Below are 17,759 nucleotides of genomic sequence, written 5' to 3' on the forward strand. Positions count from 1 at the left end.
CGGCGTTGCTGCACCGGCTCGGCGGTGGTGACGACGTCCCGTTGGGCACGCCGGTCGCCGGGCGCGGCGGGGAGGCCGCGCTGGACGGGCTGGTGGGCTTCTTCGTCAACACGGTGGTGCTCCGCGCCGACCTGTCGGGCGATCCGACCTTCGCCGAACTGCTCGACCGGGTCCGGGCCGCGGACCTCGCCGCCCTCGACCACGCCGACGTGCCGTTCGACCGGGTGGTGGAGGAGCTCGCCCCGCCCCGGGCCCCCGGCCGCCACCCGCTGTTCCAGGCGATGGTCGCCCTGGAGGAGGCGGCCCCCGACACCTCCCGGCTGTTCGGCCTCGCCACCGAGGAGGTGGCCGTCGACCCCGGCGCCGCCAAGTTCGACCTCGACGTGGTGCTCAGGCCGGCCCGGCCCGGCGGCTCGTCCGCAGCCGATCCGGCGGCCGGCGACCCCGCCGCCGACGGACTGGTCGGCGGCATCCGCTACGCCACCGACCTGTTCGACCGCGCCACCGTGCAGACCCTGGCCGCCCGGCTGGTCCGCCTGCTGACCCTGGTGACGGCCGAGCCCGGCACCCCGATCGGCCGGCTCGACCTGCTGTCCCCCGGCGAGCACGCCGACCTGGACCGCTGGAACGCCACCGGCCGCGTCCGCCCGGTCACCACCGTCGCCGAGGAGTTCGCCGCCCGGGCCGCCGCCACCCCCGGTGCCACCGCCGTGGTGGCCGGCGCCGACCGGCTGACGTTCCGTGAGCTCGACGAGCGCGCCAACCGGCTCGCCCGCCTGCTGATCGCCCACGGCGCCGGACCGGGCACGCTGACCGCGCTCGCCCTGCCGCGCACCGCCGACGCGGTCGCCGCCCTGCTGGCCGTGCTGCGCCTGGGCGGCGGGTTCCTGCCGCTCGACCTCGGGCTGCCCGCCGACCGGCTCGCCCACATGCTGGCGGACTCGGCCCCGGACGTCGTCCTGACCACCGGCGCGAGCGCCCGGCTGCTGCCGCCCGGGACCGGGACCCTCGTCCTCGACGACCCGGCCACCGCCGCGGACCTCGCCGCCGGACCGGCCGCGACCGTCCACGTCCCGGCCGACCCGTCCGAGGTGTCCTACGTCATCTACACCTCGGGCTCGACCGGGCGGCCCAAGGGGGTCGTCCTCACCCACGGCGGACTCGACAACCTGTACCACGACCACGACCGCACCCTCTACCGTCCGGTCGCCGCCGCACTGGGCCGGCGCGTGAGCGCCCTGCACACCGCGTCGTTCTCCTTCGACTCCTCCTGGGAGCAGCTGTTCTGGCTGATCGCCGGCCACGAACTGCACCTGCTCGACGACATCGTCCGCCGGGACGCCGAGGCGGTCGTCGGCTACTGCGCCGAGCACCGGATCGACGCCCTCGACGTCACGCCCTCCTACGCGCGGCAGCTGCTGGACGCCGGCCTGCTGACCGGCGCCCACCGCCCGCCGGTGCTGCTGCTCGGCGGCGAGGGCGTGCCGCCCGACCTCTGGGCCGAGCTGCGCGGCCACCCGGACGTCCGGGTGGTCAACTACTACGGGCCGACCGAGTTCACCGTCGACGCCCTGGTGGCCGGGACGGCGGACGCCGACGGGCCGGTGATCGGGCGTCCGCTCGACAACACCCGGGCCCACGTGCTGGACGCGCGGCTGCGTCCGGTGCCGCCGGGCGTGCCGGGTGAGCTGTACCTCGCGGGGGTGCAGCTGGCGCGGGGGTACCTGAACCGGGCGGCGCTGACCGCCGAGCGGTTCACCGCCGACCCGTACGGTCCGCCGGGCAGCCGGATGTACCGCACGGGCGACCTCGCCCGGCGGACGGCCGACGGCCTGGTGGAGTACCTCGGCCGGACCGACGACCAGGTCAAGCTGCGCGGCTTCCGGATCGAACTCGGCGAGGTGGAGGCCGCGCTGGCGGCCCTGCCCGGCGTCGGCGCCGCCGCCGCGCTGGTCCGCGAGGACACCCCCGGCAACCGGCGCCTGGTCGGCTACGCCACCGGTGGCGCCGACCCGGCGGCCCTGCGCCGCGCCCTCGCCGGGACGCTGCCCGACTACCTGGTGCCCGCCGCCGTGGTGGTGCTCCCGCAGCTGCCGACGACCGCCAACGGCAAGCTGGACCGGGCGGCCCTGCCCGCCCCGTCCGCCCCGGCGGTGGCGCTCTCCCGCCCGCCGCGCGACGCCCGCGAGGAGCTGCTCTGCGGGGCCTTCGCCACCGTGCTCGACCTCCCGGAGGTCGGGCCCGAGGACGACTTCTTCGCCCTCGGCGGCCACTCCCTGCTGGCCACCCGGCTGGCCGGGCGGATCCGCACCGTGCTGCGGACCGAGACCGCGGTCCGGGACGTCTTCGCCGCGCCCACGCCCGCCGGGCTCGCCGCCCGGCTCGCCGAGCGGGCCGGGACCGACCGGCCGGAGCTCACCGCGGGCCCGCGCCCGGCGCACCCGCCGCTGTCGCCCGCCCAGCTCAGCCTCTGGCTGCTCCACCAGGTGCAGGACTCCGGCTCCGCCTACCACGTACCGATCGCGCTCCGGCTCACCGGAGCGCTCGACCCCGGCGCCCTCGCCGCCGCCCTCGCCGACGTCGCGGCCCGGCACGAGAGCCTGCGGACCGTCGTGCGCGAGCACGACGGCGAGCCGTACCAGCAGGTGCTCGCTCCCGGCGCGCACCCGGTGCCGCTCACCGTGCTGCCGGTCGGCGAGGACGGGCTGGACGCCACCCTGCGCACCCTGCTCGCTCCGCCGTTCGACCTCGCCGCCGAGCCGCCGTTCCGTGCCCACCTGGTGAGGGTCGACGAGGGCGAGCACGTCCTCCTGCTGACGCTGCACCACATCGCGGGCGACGAGGAATCGACCGCCCCGCTGCTCGCCGACCTCGACGCCGCCTACACGGCCCGACGGGCCGGACGGGCCCCCGAGTTCGCCGAACTCCCCGTCCAGTACGCGGACTTCGCCCGCTGGCAGGGCGAGCTGCTGGCCCGGACCGGCGACCGGCAGCGGGCCTACTGGACGCGCACGCTGGCCGGGGCGCCCGAGGAGGTCGCGCTGCCCGCCGACCGCCCCCGGCCGGCCCGCCCCACCCACCGGGGCGCCGTCGCCCTCTTCGAGCTCCCGGCCGACACCGCCGGGGCGCTCACCGCACTCGCCCGGGCCCACGGCGCCACCCTGTTCATGGCCGTCCACGCCGTGGTCGCCACGCTGCTGCACCGGCTCGGCGGGGGCGAGGACATCGTGGTCGGGGCACCCGTCTCGGCCCGCGGCGAGGCCGTCCTCCGGGACCAGGTCGGCTACCACCTCAACACCCTGGCGCTGCGCACCGACCTCTCCGGCACCCCGGCCTTCGCCGCCCTGCTGGAGCGGGTCCGGGACGCCGACCTGGAGGCCTTCGACCACGCCGACCTGCCGTTCGACCAGGTGGTCCGGGCGGTCGCGCCGGCCCGTACGGCCGGGCGTCACCCGCTCTTCCAGACCATGGTCACCTTCCACTCCGCCGCTCCCGCCCCGGCCCGGCTCTTCGACGTCCCGGCGGCGGAGCTGCTGGTGGACACCGGCGGCGCCAAGTTCGACCTGGAGTTCGCGGTCGGCCCGGCCGCCGACGGCAGCGGGCGACTGGAGGGCGGCGTCCGGTACAGCCGGGACCGCTTCGACGAAGCGACCGCCCGCGCCCTCGCGGACCGGCTGGTCCGCCTCGTGGAGCAGGCCGTCGCGGACCCGGCGCGCCCCGTCGCCGACCTCGACCCGATGGCCGAGGGCGAGCGTGAACTCGCCCTGTACGGACCGGAGTCCACCGACCACCCGGCCGTCCCCGGCGACCCGGCCACGCTGCCGGACCTGGTCGCCGCCGGAGCCCGCGCCGGGGCCGCCCGCCCCGCGGTGCTGACGGACGGCGCCGAGCTGTCCCGTGCGGCCTTCGACGACCGAGCCGACCGGCTCGCCCGGCTGCTGATCGCCCGCAGGGTCGGCCCGGAGAGCGTGGTCGCGGTGGCCCTGCCGCGCTCCGCCGACCTGCTGGTGGCCGTCCACGCGGTGGTCCGGGCCGGCGGCGCCTACCTGCCGCTCGACCTCGACCACCCGGCCGAGCGGCTGCGCCACCTCCTCGGCACGGCCCGCCCGGTCTGCGTGCTCACCGAATCCGGATCGGCCGGCCGGCTGCCCGCCGACGCCCCCGACGCCGTCCTGCTGGGGGACCCGGAGACGGAGGCCGCCCTGGCGTCCGCCCCGGCCGGACCGGTCACCGATCACGACCGGCTCGCCCCGCTGAGGCCCGACCACCCCGCGTACGTCATCTTCACCTCCGGCTCCACCGGCCTGCCCAAGGGCGTCCAGGTCGGCCACGCCGCGATCGTCAACCGGTTGCGGTGGATGCAGGACGCCTACCCCCTCGGCGGGGACGACCGGGTGCTGCACAAGACCCCGGCCGGCTTCGACGTCTCGGTCTGGGAGCTGTTCTGGCCGTTCGCCGCGGGCGTGCCCGCGGTGGTCGCCCGCCCCGACGGGCACCGTGACCCCGGCTACCTCGCCGACCTGATCCGCCGCCACCGCGCCACCGTCGCGCACTTCGTGCCCTCGATGCTCGCCGCCTTCCTCACCGACCAGCGGCTCGCCGAGTGCCCCTCGCTGCGGCGGGTGGTGTGCAGCGGCGAGGCCCTCCCGGTCGATCTCGCCGAGCGCTTCCGGGAGTCCTGCGCCGGCCGGGAGGTGGCCCTGGAGAACCTCTACGGCCCCACCGAGGCGGCGGTCGACGTCACCGCCGAGCACTACCGGCCCGGCACCGGCCGGTCCGGCGGCAGCGTGTCCGTCGGCAGCCCGGTGTGGAACACCGGGGTCCGGGTCCTGGACGCGCGGCTGCGTCCCGTCCCGCTCGGGACCCCCGGGGAGCTGTACCTGACCGGGGTGCAGTTGGCGCGCGGCTACCTGAACCGGGCGGCGCTGACCGCCGAGCGGTTCACCGCCGACCCGTACGGTCCGCCCGGCAGCCGGATGTACCGCACCGGCGACCTCGCCCGGCGGACGGCCGACGGCCGGCTGCACTACCTCGGCCGGACCGACGACCAGGTCAAGCTGCGCGGCCTGCGGATCGAACTCGGCGAGGTGGAGGCCGCGCTGGCCGCCCTGCCGGGCGTCGCCCTGGCCGCCGCGGCCGTCCGCGCGTCGGGCACCGGGGGCGACCGCTTGATCGGGTACGTCGTCCCGGAGCCGGGCCGCGTTCCGGACACCCGCCACCTGCGCAAGCTCGCGGCGGAGCGGCTCCCGGCGTACATGGTGCCGGCGCCGATCGTCCTCGTCGACGCCCTGCCGCTGTCCGTCAACGGCAAGCTCGACCGCCGGGCCCTGCCGGCGCCGCCGGCCGCCCCGGCGGCCGAGCCCGGCACGGCCGACGGGACCGCGCAGGCCGCCGCGACTGTCGCCGAGCCCGCCGAACCTTCCGGGACCGCCGAACCCGCCGTCGTGCTGGCCCGGTTGATGGCCGAGGCCCTCGGCCAGACCGCCGTCGACCGGCACGCCGACTTCTTCGAACTCGGCGGCGACAGCATCGTCTCCATCCGGCTGGTGTCGCTGGCCCGCAAGGCGGGCCTGACCCTCACCGCCCGGCAGGTCTTCGAGGCACCCACCCCCGCCCGGCTCGCCGAGCTCGCCGTCCCGGCCGCGCCGGCCGCCGGGACCGCCCCGGCCGCCGTCCGGCCGCAGGACGACGGAACCGGTCCGCTGCCGCTGCCCCCGATCGCCCACTGGCTCGCCGAACGCGGCGGCCCGGTCGACCGGATCGCCCAGGCCCGGCTGGTGCTCCTGCCCGCCGGTGTCCTTACGGCGGACCTGGCCACCGCCCTCCAGGCGCTGCTCGACAGGCACGCCGGTCTGCGCCAGGTCCTGCACCGGCCGGACCCCGGCGTCTGGTCGGCCGAAACCGCCCCGCCCGGATCGGTGACCGCCGCCGACAGCCTGCGCGCCGTCCCCGCCGCCGGGCTCGACGACGCCGCCCTGCGGGAGCTGGTCGCCACCGAGTCGGACGCGGCGGTCGGCCGCCTGCGCCCCGGCACCGGACGCCTCCTCCAGGCCGTCCACCTGGACGCCGGCCGGGAGGCCGCGGGCCGCCTGCTGCTGACGGCCCACCACCTCGCGGTCGACGAGGTCTCCTGGAGCATCCTGCTGGACGACCTGCGGGCCGCCTGGCAGGACGCCGCCGCCGGCCGGCCGCCGGTCCTGGAACCGGTCGCCACCTCGCTGCGCGCGTGGACCGAGCACCTCCTCGCGGAGGCCCACAGCCCCCGCCGGACCGCCGAACTCGGCCACTGGCTGGCGGCCGGGGAGAGCGGGAAGGACCGGCGCCTGATCGGATCGCGTCCGCTGGACCCGGCCCGGGACACCGCCGACACCGCGCGCCCGTTCACCGTCACGCTCTCCGCCGGACGGACCGCGCCCCTGCTCGACACCGTCCCCGGGGCCGTGCACGGCACCGTCAACGACGTGCTGCTCACCGCGCTGGCCCTGGCCGCCGCCCACCTCGACCCGGACCGGCCGGACGGCGGGCTACCGGTCGAACTGGAGGGCCACGGCCGGGAACAGGACCTGCTGCCCGGCGCTGACCTCTCCCGCACCGTCGGCTGGCTGACCAGCCTGTACCCCGTGCGCCTCGCCCCCGGCCGGGTCGACCCGGCCGCCGCCCTCACCGGCGCCGAGGACGCCGGGCGCGCCCTCAAGGAGGTGAAGGAACAGCTGCGGGCCGTCCCCGCCGGCGGGATCGGTGCGGGCCTGCTCCGCTACGCCAACCCCGCCACCGCCCGCCGCTTCGACCCGGCCGCCCGGCCCGAAGTGCTCTGGAACTACCTCGGCCGGCGCACCCACACCCCCGGCACCGGCTGGGGACCGGCCCCCGAGGCCGACGCCGTCGGCGTCGAGCCCGACCCCGGGGCCCCGCTCTCCCACGCGCTGGAGATCGTGGCCCGGATCGACCCCGGCCCCGACGGCCCCCGGCTCGTCGCGGACTGGATCCCCGCCGCCGGCGCCCTGCCGGAGTCGACCGCACGCGCCCTCGCCGAGGCGTGGACCGCCGCGCTCGACGGCCTCGCCACCTGGGCCGGCACCGCCGGCTCCGGCGGCCACACCCCCTCCGACCTCGATCTGCTCGCCCTCGACCAGGACCAGATCGCCATGCTCGAACAGATGTGGAAGGACCAGCGATGACCAGGACCGGCCTCGCGGACATGCTCCCGCTCTCCCCGCTCCAGCAGGGCATGCTGTTCCTCTCCTCCTACGACGACCGGGCCACGGACGTCTACACCGTCCAGCTGACCGTCTCGCTGAGCGGCCCGGTCGACGCGGCCCGGCTCGGCACCGCCGCCGACGCGCTGCTGCGCCGGCACGCCAACCTGCGCGCCGGGTTCTGGCACGAGAACGTGCCCGAGCCGGTCCAGTTCGTCCCCGCCGAGCTGCGGATCGCCGTCCGCGAGACCGACCTCCGGGCCGGGCACGCCACGGCCCCGTCCGCTACGGCCCCGTCCGCCACCGCCCCGTCCGGCGGCGTCCCGGACGGTGAGGCCCTGGACCGGGCCGAACGCGCCGAGCTGGCCGAGCGGTTCCTCCTGCACCGGCCGCCGCTGCTGCGCCTGCTGCTGGCCCGGGTGGCCGACACCGAGTACCGGCTGATCGTCACCGTGCACCACATCCTGGTGGACGGCTGGTCGATGCCGCTCCTGGTGCGTGAGCTGCTGGAGCTGTACGACCGGGACGGCGACCCCGGCGACCTGCCCGCCGTGCGCCCCTACCGCGACCACCTGCGCTGGCTTGCCGACCAGGACCGGCCGGCCGCCGAACGCGCCTGGCGCACGGCGCTGGCGGGGACGGACGGCCCCACCCTGCTCGCCCCGGCCGACCCCGGCCGGCCGGCGGTCCGGCCGGCCCGGCACACCCGGGGGCTCACCGAGGAGGCGACCGCGGGGCTCACCGCGGCGGCCCGCCGGCTCGGCACCACCCCCAGCACCCTCGTCCAGTGCGCCTGGGGGCTGCTGCTCGGCTCCCTGACGGGGCGGCGCGACGCCGTCTTCGGCCTGACCGTGTCGGGCCGGCCCGAGGAACTGTCCGGCGTCGACTCGATGATCGGACTGTTCATCACCACCGTTCCGGTCCGGGTCACCGTGCGCCCGGAGGAGAGCGTCGCCGCGCTGGTCCGCCGGTTCCGCGGCGAACAGAACCAACTGCTCTCCCACCACCACCTCGGCCTGCACGCGATCCAGAAGCAGGCCGGCGGCGGCGAGCTGTTCGACACCCTGCTCGTGGTCGAGAACTACCCCGCCGACCCGTCCGCCCGCCCCGCGCTCGCCGGCGGGGCCGCCGTCACCGGGGTCACCGCCCGCGACGCCACGCACTACCCGCTCACCCTGGCCGTCAACCTCGGCCGCACCGTCGAGGTCCACCTGGAGTACCGGCCCGACGTGCTGACCGACCGCCGGGTCGAGCGGATCGGCGAGCGGCTGGCCGCGCTGCTGGAGCGGATCGCCGCCGACCCCGACACGACGGTGGGCAGGCTGCGGCTGACCACCGACGACGAGCACGCCCGGCTGGCGGCGGCGGGGCACGGCCCGGAGGCCGCCGCCTTCGGGGGGAGCGTCGCCGACCGTTTCGCGGCGCAGGCCGCCGCGACCCCCGGGGCCACCGCCGTCGTCTCCGGCGGCCGGTCCGTGACCTTCGCCGAACTGGACCGCCGCTCCGCGGAGCTGGCCCACCGGCTGGTCGCACGCGGGATCGGCCCCGAGTCGGTGGTCGCCCTCGCGGTGCCGCGTTCGGTGGACGCGGTGACCGCCCTGCTCGGCGTGCTGCGCAGCGGCGCCGCCTACCTGCCGCTGGACCTCGACCACCCGGCCGAGCGCCTCGCCGACATGATCGCCGACGCGGCCCCGGCCTGCCTGGTCACCACCGCGGGCACCGTCCACCGGCTCCCCGCGGCCGGCCCCCGGCCGCTGCTGCTCGACGGCCCGGACGACACCGCCACCGCCACCGCCACCGCCCCGGGCCCCGGGCCCGACGCGGCGCTCCCTGCCGTCGACCCGGAGCACCCCGCCTACGTCATCTACACCTCCGGTTCCACCGGCCGCCCCAAGGGCGTGGTCCTCACCCACCGCGGCCTCGCCAACCTCTACGCCAACCACCGGGCCGCGCTGCTCGACCCGGCCGCCCGCGCGGCCGGCCGCCCCCTGCGGGCCCTGCACACCGCCTCGTTCTCCTTCGACACCTCCTGGGAGCAGCTGTTCTGGCTGCTCGCCGGGCACGAACTGCACCTCCTCGACGAGACGGAGCGCCGCGACCCCGAGTTCGTCACCGGCTACGTCCGCCGCCACCGCGTCGACACCCTCGACGTCACCCCCACCTACGCCCAGCAGCTCCTCGACTGGGGGCTGCTCGCCGACGGCGCCCACCGCCCGGGGCTGCTGCTGCTCGGCGGCGAGGCGGTGCCGCCCGCCCAGTGGAGCGCGGTCCGCGCCGCCGACGGCGTACGCGCCGTCAACCTCTACGGCCCCACCGAGTACACCGTCGACGCCCTGGCCGCCGACCTCGCGGACAGCGTGCGCCCGCTGGTCGGCGCACCGATCGCCGGCACCGCCGCCAGGGTCCTCGACCACGCGCTGCGCCCCGCACCGGACGGCGCCCCCGGCGAGCTGTACCTGGCCGGGACCGGGCTGGCCCGTGGCTACCACGACCGGCCCGGTCTGACGGCCGGCCGCTTCGTCGCCGACCCGTACGGCCCGCCCGGCAGCCGGATGTACCGCACGGGGGACCTCGTCCGCAGGCTGCCCGACGGCCTCCTCGACTACCTGGGCCGGGCCGACGAGCAGGTCAAGATCCGCGGGTTCCGGATCGAGCCCGGCGAGATCGAGGCCGCCCTCACCGCGCTGCCCGGGGTCGCCACCGCCGCCGTGGTCGTCCGCGAGGACACCCCCGGCGTCCGCCGCCTGGTGGGCTACCTGACCGGTGACGCCGACCCGGTCGGCGCCCGCGCCGCCCTGGCCGCCGCGCTGCCCGAACACCTCGTCCCCGCCGCCCTGGTGGCCCTGGACGCCCTGCCCCTCAACGTCAACGGGAAGCTCGACCGCGCCGCCCTGCCCGCCCCCGTCCTCACCGGCGACCCGGCCTCCCGCGCTCCGCGGACCCCGGCCGAGGCCGTCCTGTGCCGCGTCTTCGCCGACGTCCTCGGCCTCGCCGCGGCCGGCGCCGACGACGACTTCTTCGTCCTCGGCGGGGACTCGATCAGCTCGATCCAGCTGGTCGGCCGGCTCCGCAAGGAGCAGCTGGTCCTCACCCCCCGCCAGGTCTTCGAGCACCGCACACCCGCCCGGCTCGCCGCCGCGGCGGTGGACGCCGGGACCGTCGCCGACGGCCCGGACCCCGCCGCCGTCGTCCTCGTCCCCGAGGCGGCCCTCGCCCTGGCCGCCGAACTCCGCCCCGACGCCGAGGAGGTGCTGCCGCTCTCCCCGCTCCAGGAGGGCCTGTACTTCCACGCCGTCTACGACGACCGCGCGCTCGACGTCTACCTCATGCAGAACTTCATCGAGCTGCTGCACGCCGTCGACCGGACGGCGCTGCGCCGTGCCTTCGAGGCGCTGCTCAGGCGCCACCCCCACCTGCGGGCGGGCTTCTGGCACCAGGGCTTCGACGAGCCGGTGCAGATCGTCCCCGGCGCGTGGGAGCTGCCCTGGCAGGAGACCGACCTCGGCCACCTCGACCGGGCCGCCCAGGACCGCGCCCTGGAGGAGTTCTCGCACGCCGACGCCGCCACCCGGTTCGACCTCGCGGCGCCGCCGCTGCTGCGCGTCGCGCTGTTCCGCTTCGCCGACGAGCGGTACGTGCTCTGCGTGACCCAGCACCACATCCTCACCGACGGCTGGTCCGAGTCGCTGTTCTTCGAGGAGCTGTTCGCCCTCTACCGGCACGGCGGCGACGAGGACGCGCTGGCGCCCGCCACGCCGTACCGGGAGTTCCTGCGCCACCTCGCGGCGACCGACCGCGAGGCCGCCGCCGAGGCCTGGCGGGTCCACCTCGCCGGCCTCGACGAGGCGACCCTGGTCGCGCCCGAGGACCCGGCCCGGCAGCCGGTGATCGCCGAGGTCTGCCCGATCGTCCTGGACGAGGCGACCAGCGACGGGCTGCGCGCCTTCGCCCGGTCCTGCGGCATCACCCTCAACACGGTGCTGTCCACCGCGTGGGCGCTCACCCTGGCCGGCCTCACCGGCTCGGACGACGTGGTCTTCGGCGCCACCGTCTCCGGCCGGCCGCCGGAGCTGGCGGGCGTGGACACCATGATCGGGATGTTCATGAACACCCTCCCGTTCCGGGTGACCGTCCGGCCCGGGGAGCCGTTGCGCGACCTCCTGGTCCGGGTCCAGCGGGAGCACGCCGCCCTGCTGCCCCACCACCAGGTGGGCCTCGGCCGGATCCAGCGGCTCAGCGGCTTCGGCCGCCTCTTCGACACCCTGTACGTGTTCCGCAACACCCCGCTGGACGACTCGGCCCGGGAGGAGGCCGTCGCCCGCCACGCGATCGGCTGGACCCACAGCGTGGACGGCACCCACTACCCGCTGACCCTCGCGGTCACGCCCGAGCGCGCCCTGGAGCTGAGCCTCGCCTACCGGCCCGACCTGTTCGACGCCGAGGCCGCCCGGGCCGTGGCCGAACGGCTCGCCGCCCTGGTCCGCGCCCTGCCCGGGGACCCCGCCGCCCCGGTCGGCCGGCTCGGCACCCCGGAACCGGCCGAGCTGGGCAGGCTGCTCGGCCTCGGCGACGACACCGGCCACGCCGTTCCCGACACCACCGTCGACCGGCTGCTCGCGGAGCAGGCCGCCCGGACCCCGGACGCGACCGCCCTGGTCTTCGGCGAGGAGCGGCTCTCCTACGCCGAACTCGACCGCCGGGCCGACCGGCTGGCACACGCCCTGATCGCCCGCGGCGCCGGGCCGGAGCGCCTGGTCGCCCTCGCGCTGCCGCGCTCCGCGGACTTCGTCGTCGCCCTGTTCGCCGTGCTGCGCACCGGCGCCGGCTACCTGCCGCTCGACCTGGACCACCCGGCCGCCCGGCTCGCCGAGATGCTCGCCGACGCGCGCCCGCTCTGCCTCGTCACCGTCACGGCCGTCGGCGCCGGCCTGCCCGCCGCGGACGACCTGCCCCGCCTGGTGCTCGACGACCCGGACGGCCTGGCCGAACAGGCCGCCGTCCCGGCCGGGCCGGTGACCGCCGCCGACCTCACCGCCCCGCGTCACGCCGACCACCCGGCCTACGTGATCTACACCTCCGGCTCCACCGGGCGGCCCAAGGGCGTGGTCGTCCCGCACCGCGGGCTGACCACGATGCTGGTCAACCACCGGGCCCGGATCTTCGGCCCCGCCGTGACCGGGGCCGGCGGGCGGCGGCTGCGGATCGCCCACACCGTCTCCTTCGCCTTCGACATGTCGTGGGAGGAGTTCTTCTGGCTGGTCGACGGCCACGAGGTGCACGTCATCGGCGAACGGCTGCGGCTCGACCCGGACGCCCTCGTCGACCACTACGTCCGCGAGCGCGTCGACGTCGTCAACGTCACCCCGTCCTACGCCCAGCAGCTGATCGAGGCCGGACTGCTCGCCGACGGCCGGCACCGGCCGGTGCTCGTCCTGCTCGGCGGCGAGGCCGTCCCCGAGTCCCTCTGGCAGCTGCTCGACCGGACCGACGGGACCACCGGCTACAACCTGTACGGGCCCACCGAGTACACCATCAACGCGCTCGGCGCGGGCGTCGGCGAGAGCGCCACCGCCACCGTCGGACGGCCCGTCATGAACACCCGGGCGTACGTACTGGACCAGGCCCTGCGCCCGGTCCCGGTGGGCGTGCCCGGCGAGCTGTACCTCGCCGGGGACGGCCTGGCGCGCGGCTACCACGACCGGCCCGGTCTGACGGCCGGCCGCTTCGTCGCCGACCCGTACGGCCCGCCCGGAGGGCGGATGTACCGCACCGGCGACCGGATGAGGTTCCGGGCGGACGGCAGGCTGGACTACCTGGGCCGGGCCGACCAGCAGGTCAAGATCCGCGGCTTCCGGGTCGAGCCCGGCGAGGTCGAGTCCGCGCTGCTCGCCCTGGACGCCGTCGCCGCGGCTGCCGTCGTCGCGCAGCGGGGCCCGGGCGGCGCACGCCTGGTCGCCTACACCGTCCCCGCCCCCGGCCTCCCGGCCGACTCCGCCGCGCTGCGCGCCGCACTGGCCGCGACCCTGCCCGAGTACCTGGTCCCGGCCGCGTTCGTCGAGCTCGACGCGCTGCCGCTGACGGTCAACGGCAAGGTCGACCGCGCCGCGCTCCCGGTGCCCGGCCCCGCCGGCCGGGGGTCCTCCCGGCCGCCCGCCGACGCCCGCGAGGCCCTGCTCTGCGAGCTCTTCGCGGAGGTCCTGGGCTTGCCCGAGGTCGGTGTCGACGACAACTTCTTCGAACTCGGCGGCCACTCGCTGCTCGCGATGCGGCTGGCCGGCCGGATCCGGGCCGAGCTCAACACCCCGGTCCAGGTCGCCACCCTGATGGCCGCCCCGACCGTCGCGGGGGCGGCGGCCCGGCTCGGCACCGACGCCCGCCGTGACGCGCTGCGCACCCTGCTGCCGCTGCGGGAGAAGGGCGCGCTGCCGCCGCTGTTCTGCGTCCACCCGGCCTCCGGTTTCAGCTGGCAGTACGCGGGCCTGCTGCGCCATCTCGACCGGGAGCGCCCGCTGTACGGCCTCCAGTCGCCGGGCCTGCGCGGTGAGCTCCCGAAGGTCGAGGACGTCCGAGGTCTGGCCGAGCTGTACCTCGCGGAGGTGCGGGCGGTGCAGCCGCACGGCCCGTACCACCTGCTGGGCTACTCCTTCGGCGGGACGGTCGCCCACACCATGGCGGCGCTGCTCCAGGAGGGCGGTGAGGAGGTGGCCCTCCTCGGGCTGCTGGACGCCTACCCGCCGGAGACCGAGGACTGGTCCTTCGTCACGGACCCGCGCTTCCGCGAGCGGCTCGCCGAGGAGGAGAGCGGGTTCCTGACCGGGGTGGCCGGGCTCGGCCTGGCGGCGCCCGGGGACACGGCGGTGGACGCGCCCGGGGACACGGCCGGCGCCGGGGGAGAGGCCGGCCGACCGGTCGGCCGGGAGGAGGCGATCGCCGCGATCCGGGCCAGCCAGGGCATGCTGGCCGGCTTCGACGAGGATCTGCTCCACGCGATCGTCGACACCAACGTGCACTGCGTCGGCCTGCTGGCCGGCAGCCGCACCCCGGTCTGGACGGGCGACGCCCTGTTCGTCACCGCGGCCCGCACCACCGCCCCCGAGGACGCGCCCGCGAAGGTCTGGCCGCCGTACCTGCGGGGCAGGCTGGCCGAGCACGTGCTCGACGTCGCCCACGACGAACTGATGGACGCGCAGGCGCTGGAGGAGATCGGCCCGCTGGTGCAGCGGGCGCTGGCGGAGGGGGTGTGAACCGGCCCCGCCGGTCCGCCCGCGCCCCTCCCGCGGGCGCGCCTTCCGCCCGTCCGTCCGCCGACCCCGGCGGGACCCGGGCCGCCATCGCACGACCGCATGATCCGGGGACCGCACGGCGGTCCCCGGGCTCCGAGAAGAGGACAACCCCCATGACCAGCAACGCCCCCCTGATCGACACCGTCTACCACGACCTGGCCCTGCGGACCCTGGAGGTGATCCGGGTCACCCGGGTCACCCCCCGACTGGTCCGGGTCACCCTCGGCGGCCCCGAGCTGGCCGGGTTCATCGACCGGGCGCCCGCCGACCACGTCAAGGCCTTCTTCCCGGCGCCCGGCGAGCTGGAGCCCGTGCTCCCCCTGCTCGGCGACGACGACGAGGGCCTGATCTTCCCCGACGTCCCGCCGTTCCCGATCTCCCGCGACTACACCACCCGCCGCTTCGACCCGGTGGCCGGCGAGCTGGACCTCGACTTCGTCCTGCACGGCAGCGGCGTCGCCTCGGTCTGGGCCGCGCAGGCCGCCCCCGGCCAGAAGCTCGGTCTGGCCGGGCCCCGCGGCTCGGTGATGGTCCCGCTGGAGTTCGACTGGTACCTGCTGGCCTCCGACGAGACCGGCCTGCCCGGTCTGAGCCGGTACCTGGAGATCCTGCCGGAGGGAGCGGTCGCCAAGGTGTTCATCCTGGTGGACGACGCCGGTGAGGAGCACCACCTGGAGACCAAGGCCGACGCCGCGATCACCTGGGTGCACCGCGACGGCCTGGCCCACGGCGAGGGCGACCTGCTCCACCGGGCGATCAGCGCCCTGGAGTTCCCGCCCGGGCGGCCCTACGTCTGGATCACCGGGGAGGCCGGCGAGCTGAAGCCGATCCGCCGCCACCTGCGCGCCGCCGGGTTCGACCGGGACTACACGGACGTCGACGGCTACTGGAAGCGCGGCACCGTCAACCTGGACCACCACCTCGCCGACGACGACGAGGAGGAGCCGGGCGCCGACGCCGCCTCCTGACCGCCCGTCACCGCGGAGGCGCGGGACCGTCCCCCGGGTGGGGGCGGGCCCGCGCCTTCGCGGTGCGGTGGGTCCGGTCGGCTCAGCGGCGTCCGGACCGCCACTCGTGGAGCAGCAGCCAGACGAGGTAGAGCCCGCCGATCGCCGCCGTCATGATGCCGACCGGCAGTTGGATCGGGGCCACCACCCGCTGGGCCGCGAGGTCGCTGAGGCAGAGCAGCAGCGCCCCCATCAGCGCGGAGGGCAGCAGGCTGACGCCGGCGGCCCGGCCGAGGCGGCGGGCGAGCTGCGGTGCGGCCAGGGCGACGAAGGAGATCGGCCCGGCCGAGGCGGTGGCGACGGCCGAGAGCAGCACGGCGGAGACCACCAGCAGGGCGCGTGAGCGTTCCACCGGCACGCCGAGCGCCTTCGCCGCGTCGTCGCCGGCCTCCATCAGCCGCAGGTGCCGGCCGAGCAGCAGGACGGCGGGCAGCAGGAGCCCGATCGCGAGCGCCGCGGGGCCGAACTGGTCCCATCCCCGACCGTTCAGCGAGCCGGTGAGCCAGACCGCCGCGGCCTGCGCCTCGTCGATCGACGCCTCGATCATCAGGTAGGCGTTGACCGAACTCAGCAGCGCCCCCGCCGCGATCCCGACCACGATCAGCCGGTAGCCCTGCACGCCGCGCCGGTAGGCCAGCAGGTAGACCGTCAGGGCGGTGGCGAACCCGCCGCCGACCGCGCCGAGCGCCACCGCGAACGGTTCGCCGCCGAACACGAGGATCTGCAGGAGCGCCCCGGTCGCGGCGCCGGTCTCGAACCCGATCAGGTCCGGGCTGCCCAGCGGGTTGCGGGCCAGGCTCTGGAACACGGCGCCGCTCAGGCCGAGGGCCGCGCCGACGATGAGGCCGACCGCGAGTCGGGGCAGCCGCAGGCTGTTCACCACGTAGTCGGTGGCCGCGGTCCCCTGGCCGGCCAGCGCCTTGACCACGTCGACGGGGGAGACCTGGAAGTCACCGGTGCCGAGGGTGACGACGGCCACGGTGAGCAGGGCGAGGGCCAGACCGCAGCCGGCCACCAGCGGACGCCGGGCGACCCGCAGCTGCAGGGGACCGAGGCGGATCCGCAGACCGGGGACGAGCCGGGCCGGGTCCGGTACCGCGGGCGCGGGCAGGGCGCGGGGGGCCGACGGGGGCAGCAGGGTGCCGGACGGGCTGTCCGGGAGGGGGCTCACAGCTGGGGGACCTTCCGGCGGCGGACCAGGGCGACGAGGACGGGGGCGCCCAGGGCGGCGGTGACGATGCCGACGGCCAGTTCGTCGGGGCGGACCAGGATCCGCCCGAGCACGTCGGCGCCGAGCAGCAGGGCGGGGGACAGGACCAGGCAGTAGGTCAGCAGCCAGCGCTGGTCCGGCCCGGTGACGAGCCGTACGGCGTGCGGCACGATGAGGCCGACGAAGCCGATCGGCCCGACGGCGGCGGTCGCCGCGCCGCAGAGCAGGGCGACCGCCACCGCGCCGAGCACCCGGGTGCGGGCCGGCCGGGCCCCGAGCGCGCTGCCGATGTCGTCGCCGAGGGCCAGCGCGTTCAGCGGACCGGCCAGGGCGAGGGCGAGCACGATGCCGGTCAGCAGGAACGGCGTCACCTGGAGGAGGACGGCGTCGCTGCGCCCGGCGAGGGTGCCGACGGACCAGGTGCGCAGGGTGGCGAAGGAGTCGCGGTCCAGGAAGGTGAGGGTGGAGATGCCCGCGATGAGCGAGGCGTTGACCGCGGTGCCGGCCAGGACCAGCCGGATCGGGGAGGCGGCCGAGCGGCCCGCGGTGCCGAGGGTGTAGACGGCGGTCGCGGTGAGCGCGGCGCCGGCCAGGGCGAACCAGACGTAGCCGGCCAGGGTGGTGACGTGGAAGAGGCCGATGCCGGCGACGACGGCGGCGGAGGCGCCGGACTCGATGCCGAGCAGGCCCGGGTCGGCGAGCGGGTTGCGGGTGAGCGCCTGCATGAGGGCGCCGGCCAGGCCGAGGCCCGCGCCCACCGCGAGTCCCAGCAGGGTCCGGGTGAGCCGGTAGTCCTGGACGATGACGGCGTTCTCGGTTCCGTCGGGCGCGAAGAGCCCGTGCAGGACGGTGGTGAAGGGGATGGATCGTGCACCCACCGAGATGCTGAGCGCCACGATCACGAGGAGCAGCAGGAGGGCGGCCAGCAGCCCTGCGGCGCGTAGTCGGGGCGCGGTCCGTCGGGACCGGAGGGGTTCGGCGGGGCCGCCCGCGGGGACCCCTTGCTGAACGAGGCTCACTCGTGCACTCACTCCTCGGAGGGTGGGGCGGAACACTCTCCGCC

The 17,759-nt window shown here is 76.8% G+C and carries 4 protein-coding genes and 1 pseudogene; 3 read left to right on the forward strand and 2 right to left on the reverse strand.

Annotated features, from left to right (window positions below; genetic code table 11):
• Nucleotides 1-5 precede the first annotated feature (5 nt).
• The 3 genes and pseudogenes from PUR56_RS12490 to PUR56_RS12500 all read left to right on the forward strand — a co-directional run.
• Nucleotides 6-7,178: pseudogene (locus tag PUR56_RS12490) on the forward strand (amino acid adenylation domain-containing protein); the annotation flags it as partial.
• A complete protein-coding gene (locus tag PUR56_RS12495) occupies nt 7,175-14,440 on the forward strand; it encodes a non-ribosomal peptide synthetase (RefSeq protein ID WP_329948941.1) in 7,266 nt (2,421 codons plus the stop codon). The pseudogene PUR56_RS12490 and the gene PUR56_RS12495, both read left to right, overlap by 4 nt.
• Nucleotides 14,441-14,592: 152 nt before the next feature.
• On the forward strand, nt 14,593-15,447 hold the full coding sequence (locus PUR56_RS12500; protein ID WP_329948942.1) for a siderophore-interacting protein: 855 nt from the start codon (nt 14,593-14,595) through the stop codon (nt 15,445-15,447).
• 82 nt (nt 15,448-15,529) lie between these two features.
• Here PUR56_RS12500 and PUR56_RS12505 read toward each other — a convergent pair whose 3' ends face one another.
• Together PUR56_RS12505 and PUR56_RS12510 are read right to left on the reverse strand one after the other, a co-directional pair.
• Nucleotides 15,530-16,657, reverse strand: a complete 1,128-nt coding sequence (locus tag PUR56_RS12505) for a FecCD family ABC transporter permease (RefSeq protein ID WP_329948943.1) — start codon at nt 16,655-16,657, stop codon at nt 15,530-15,532.
• Nucleotides 16,654-17,715 carry a FecCD family ABC transporter permease gene (locus PUR56_RS12510; RefSeq protein WP_329948944.1) on the reverse strand — a complete coding sequence of 354 codons (1,062 nt, stop codon included), beginning with the start codon at nt 17,713-17,715 and terminating at the stop codon, nt 16,654-16,656. The genes PUR56_RS12505 and PUR56_RS12510 overlap by 4 nt, the downstream gene beginning before the upstream one ends.
• Nucleotides 17,716-17,759: the final 44 nt, after the last annotated feature.

Source organism: Streptomyces sp. BE303, from assembly GCF_036290945.1.
In the GTDB taxonomy this organism is placed as follows: domain Bacteria; phylum Actinomycetota; class Actinomycetes; order Streptomycetales; family Streptomycetaceae; genus Kitasatospora.

Excerpts from the sequence above, each read along its gene's own strand:
- PUR56_RS12495 (WP_329948941.1), top strand. The coding sequence starts at position 7,175 with ATGACCAGGACCGGCCTCGCGGACATGCTCCCGCTCTCCCCGCTCCAG.
- PUR56_RS12500 (WP_329948942.1), top strand. The coding sequence starts at position 14,593 with ATGACCAGCAACGCCCCCCTGATCGACACCGTCTACCACGACCTGGCC.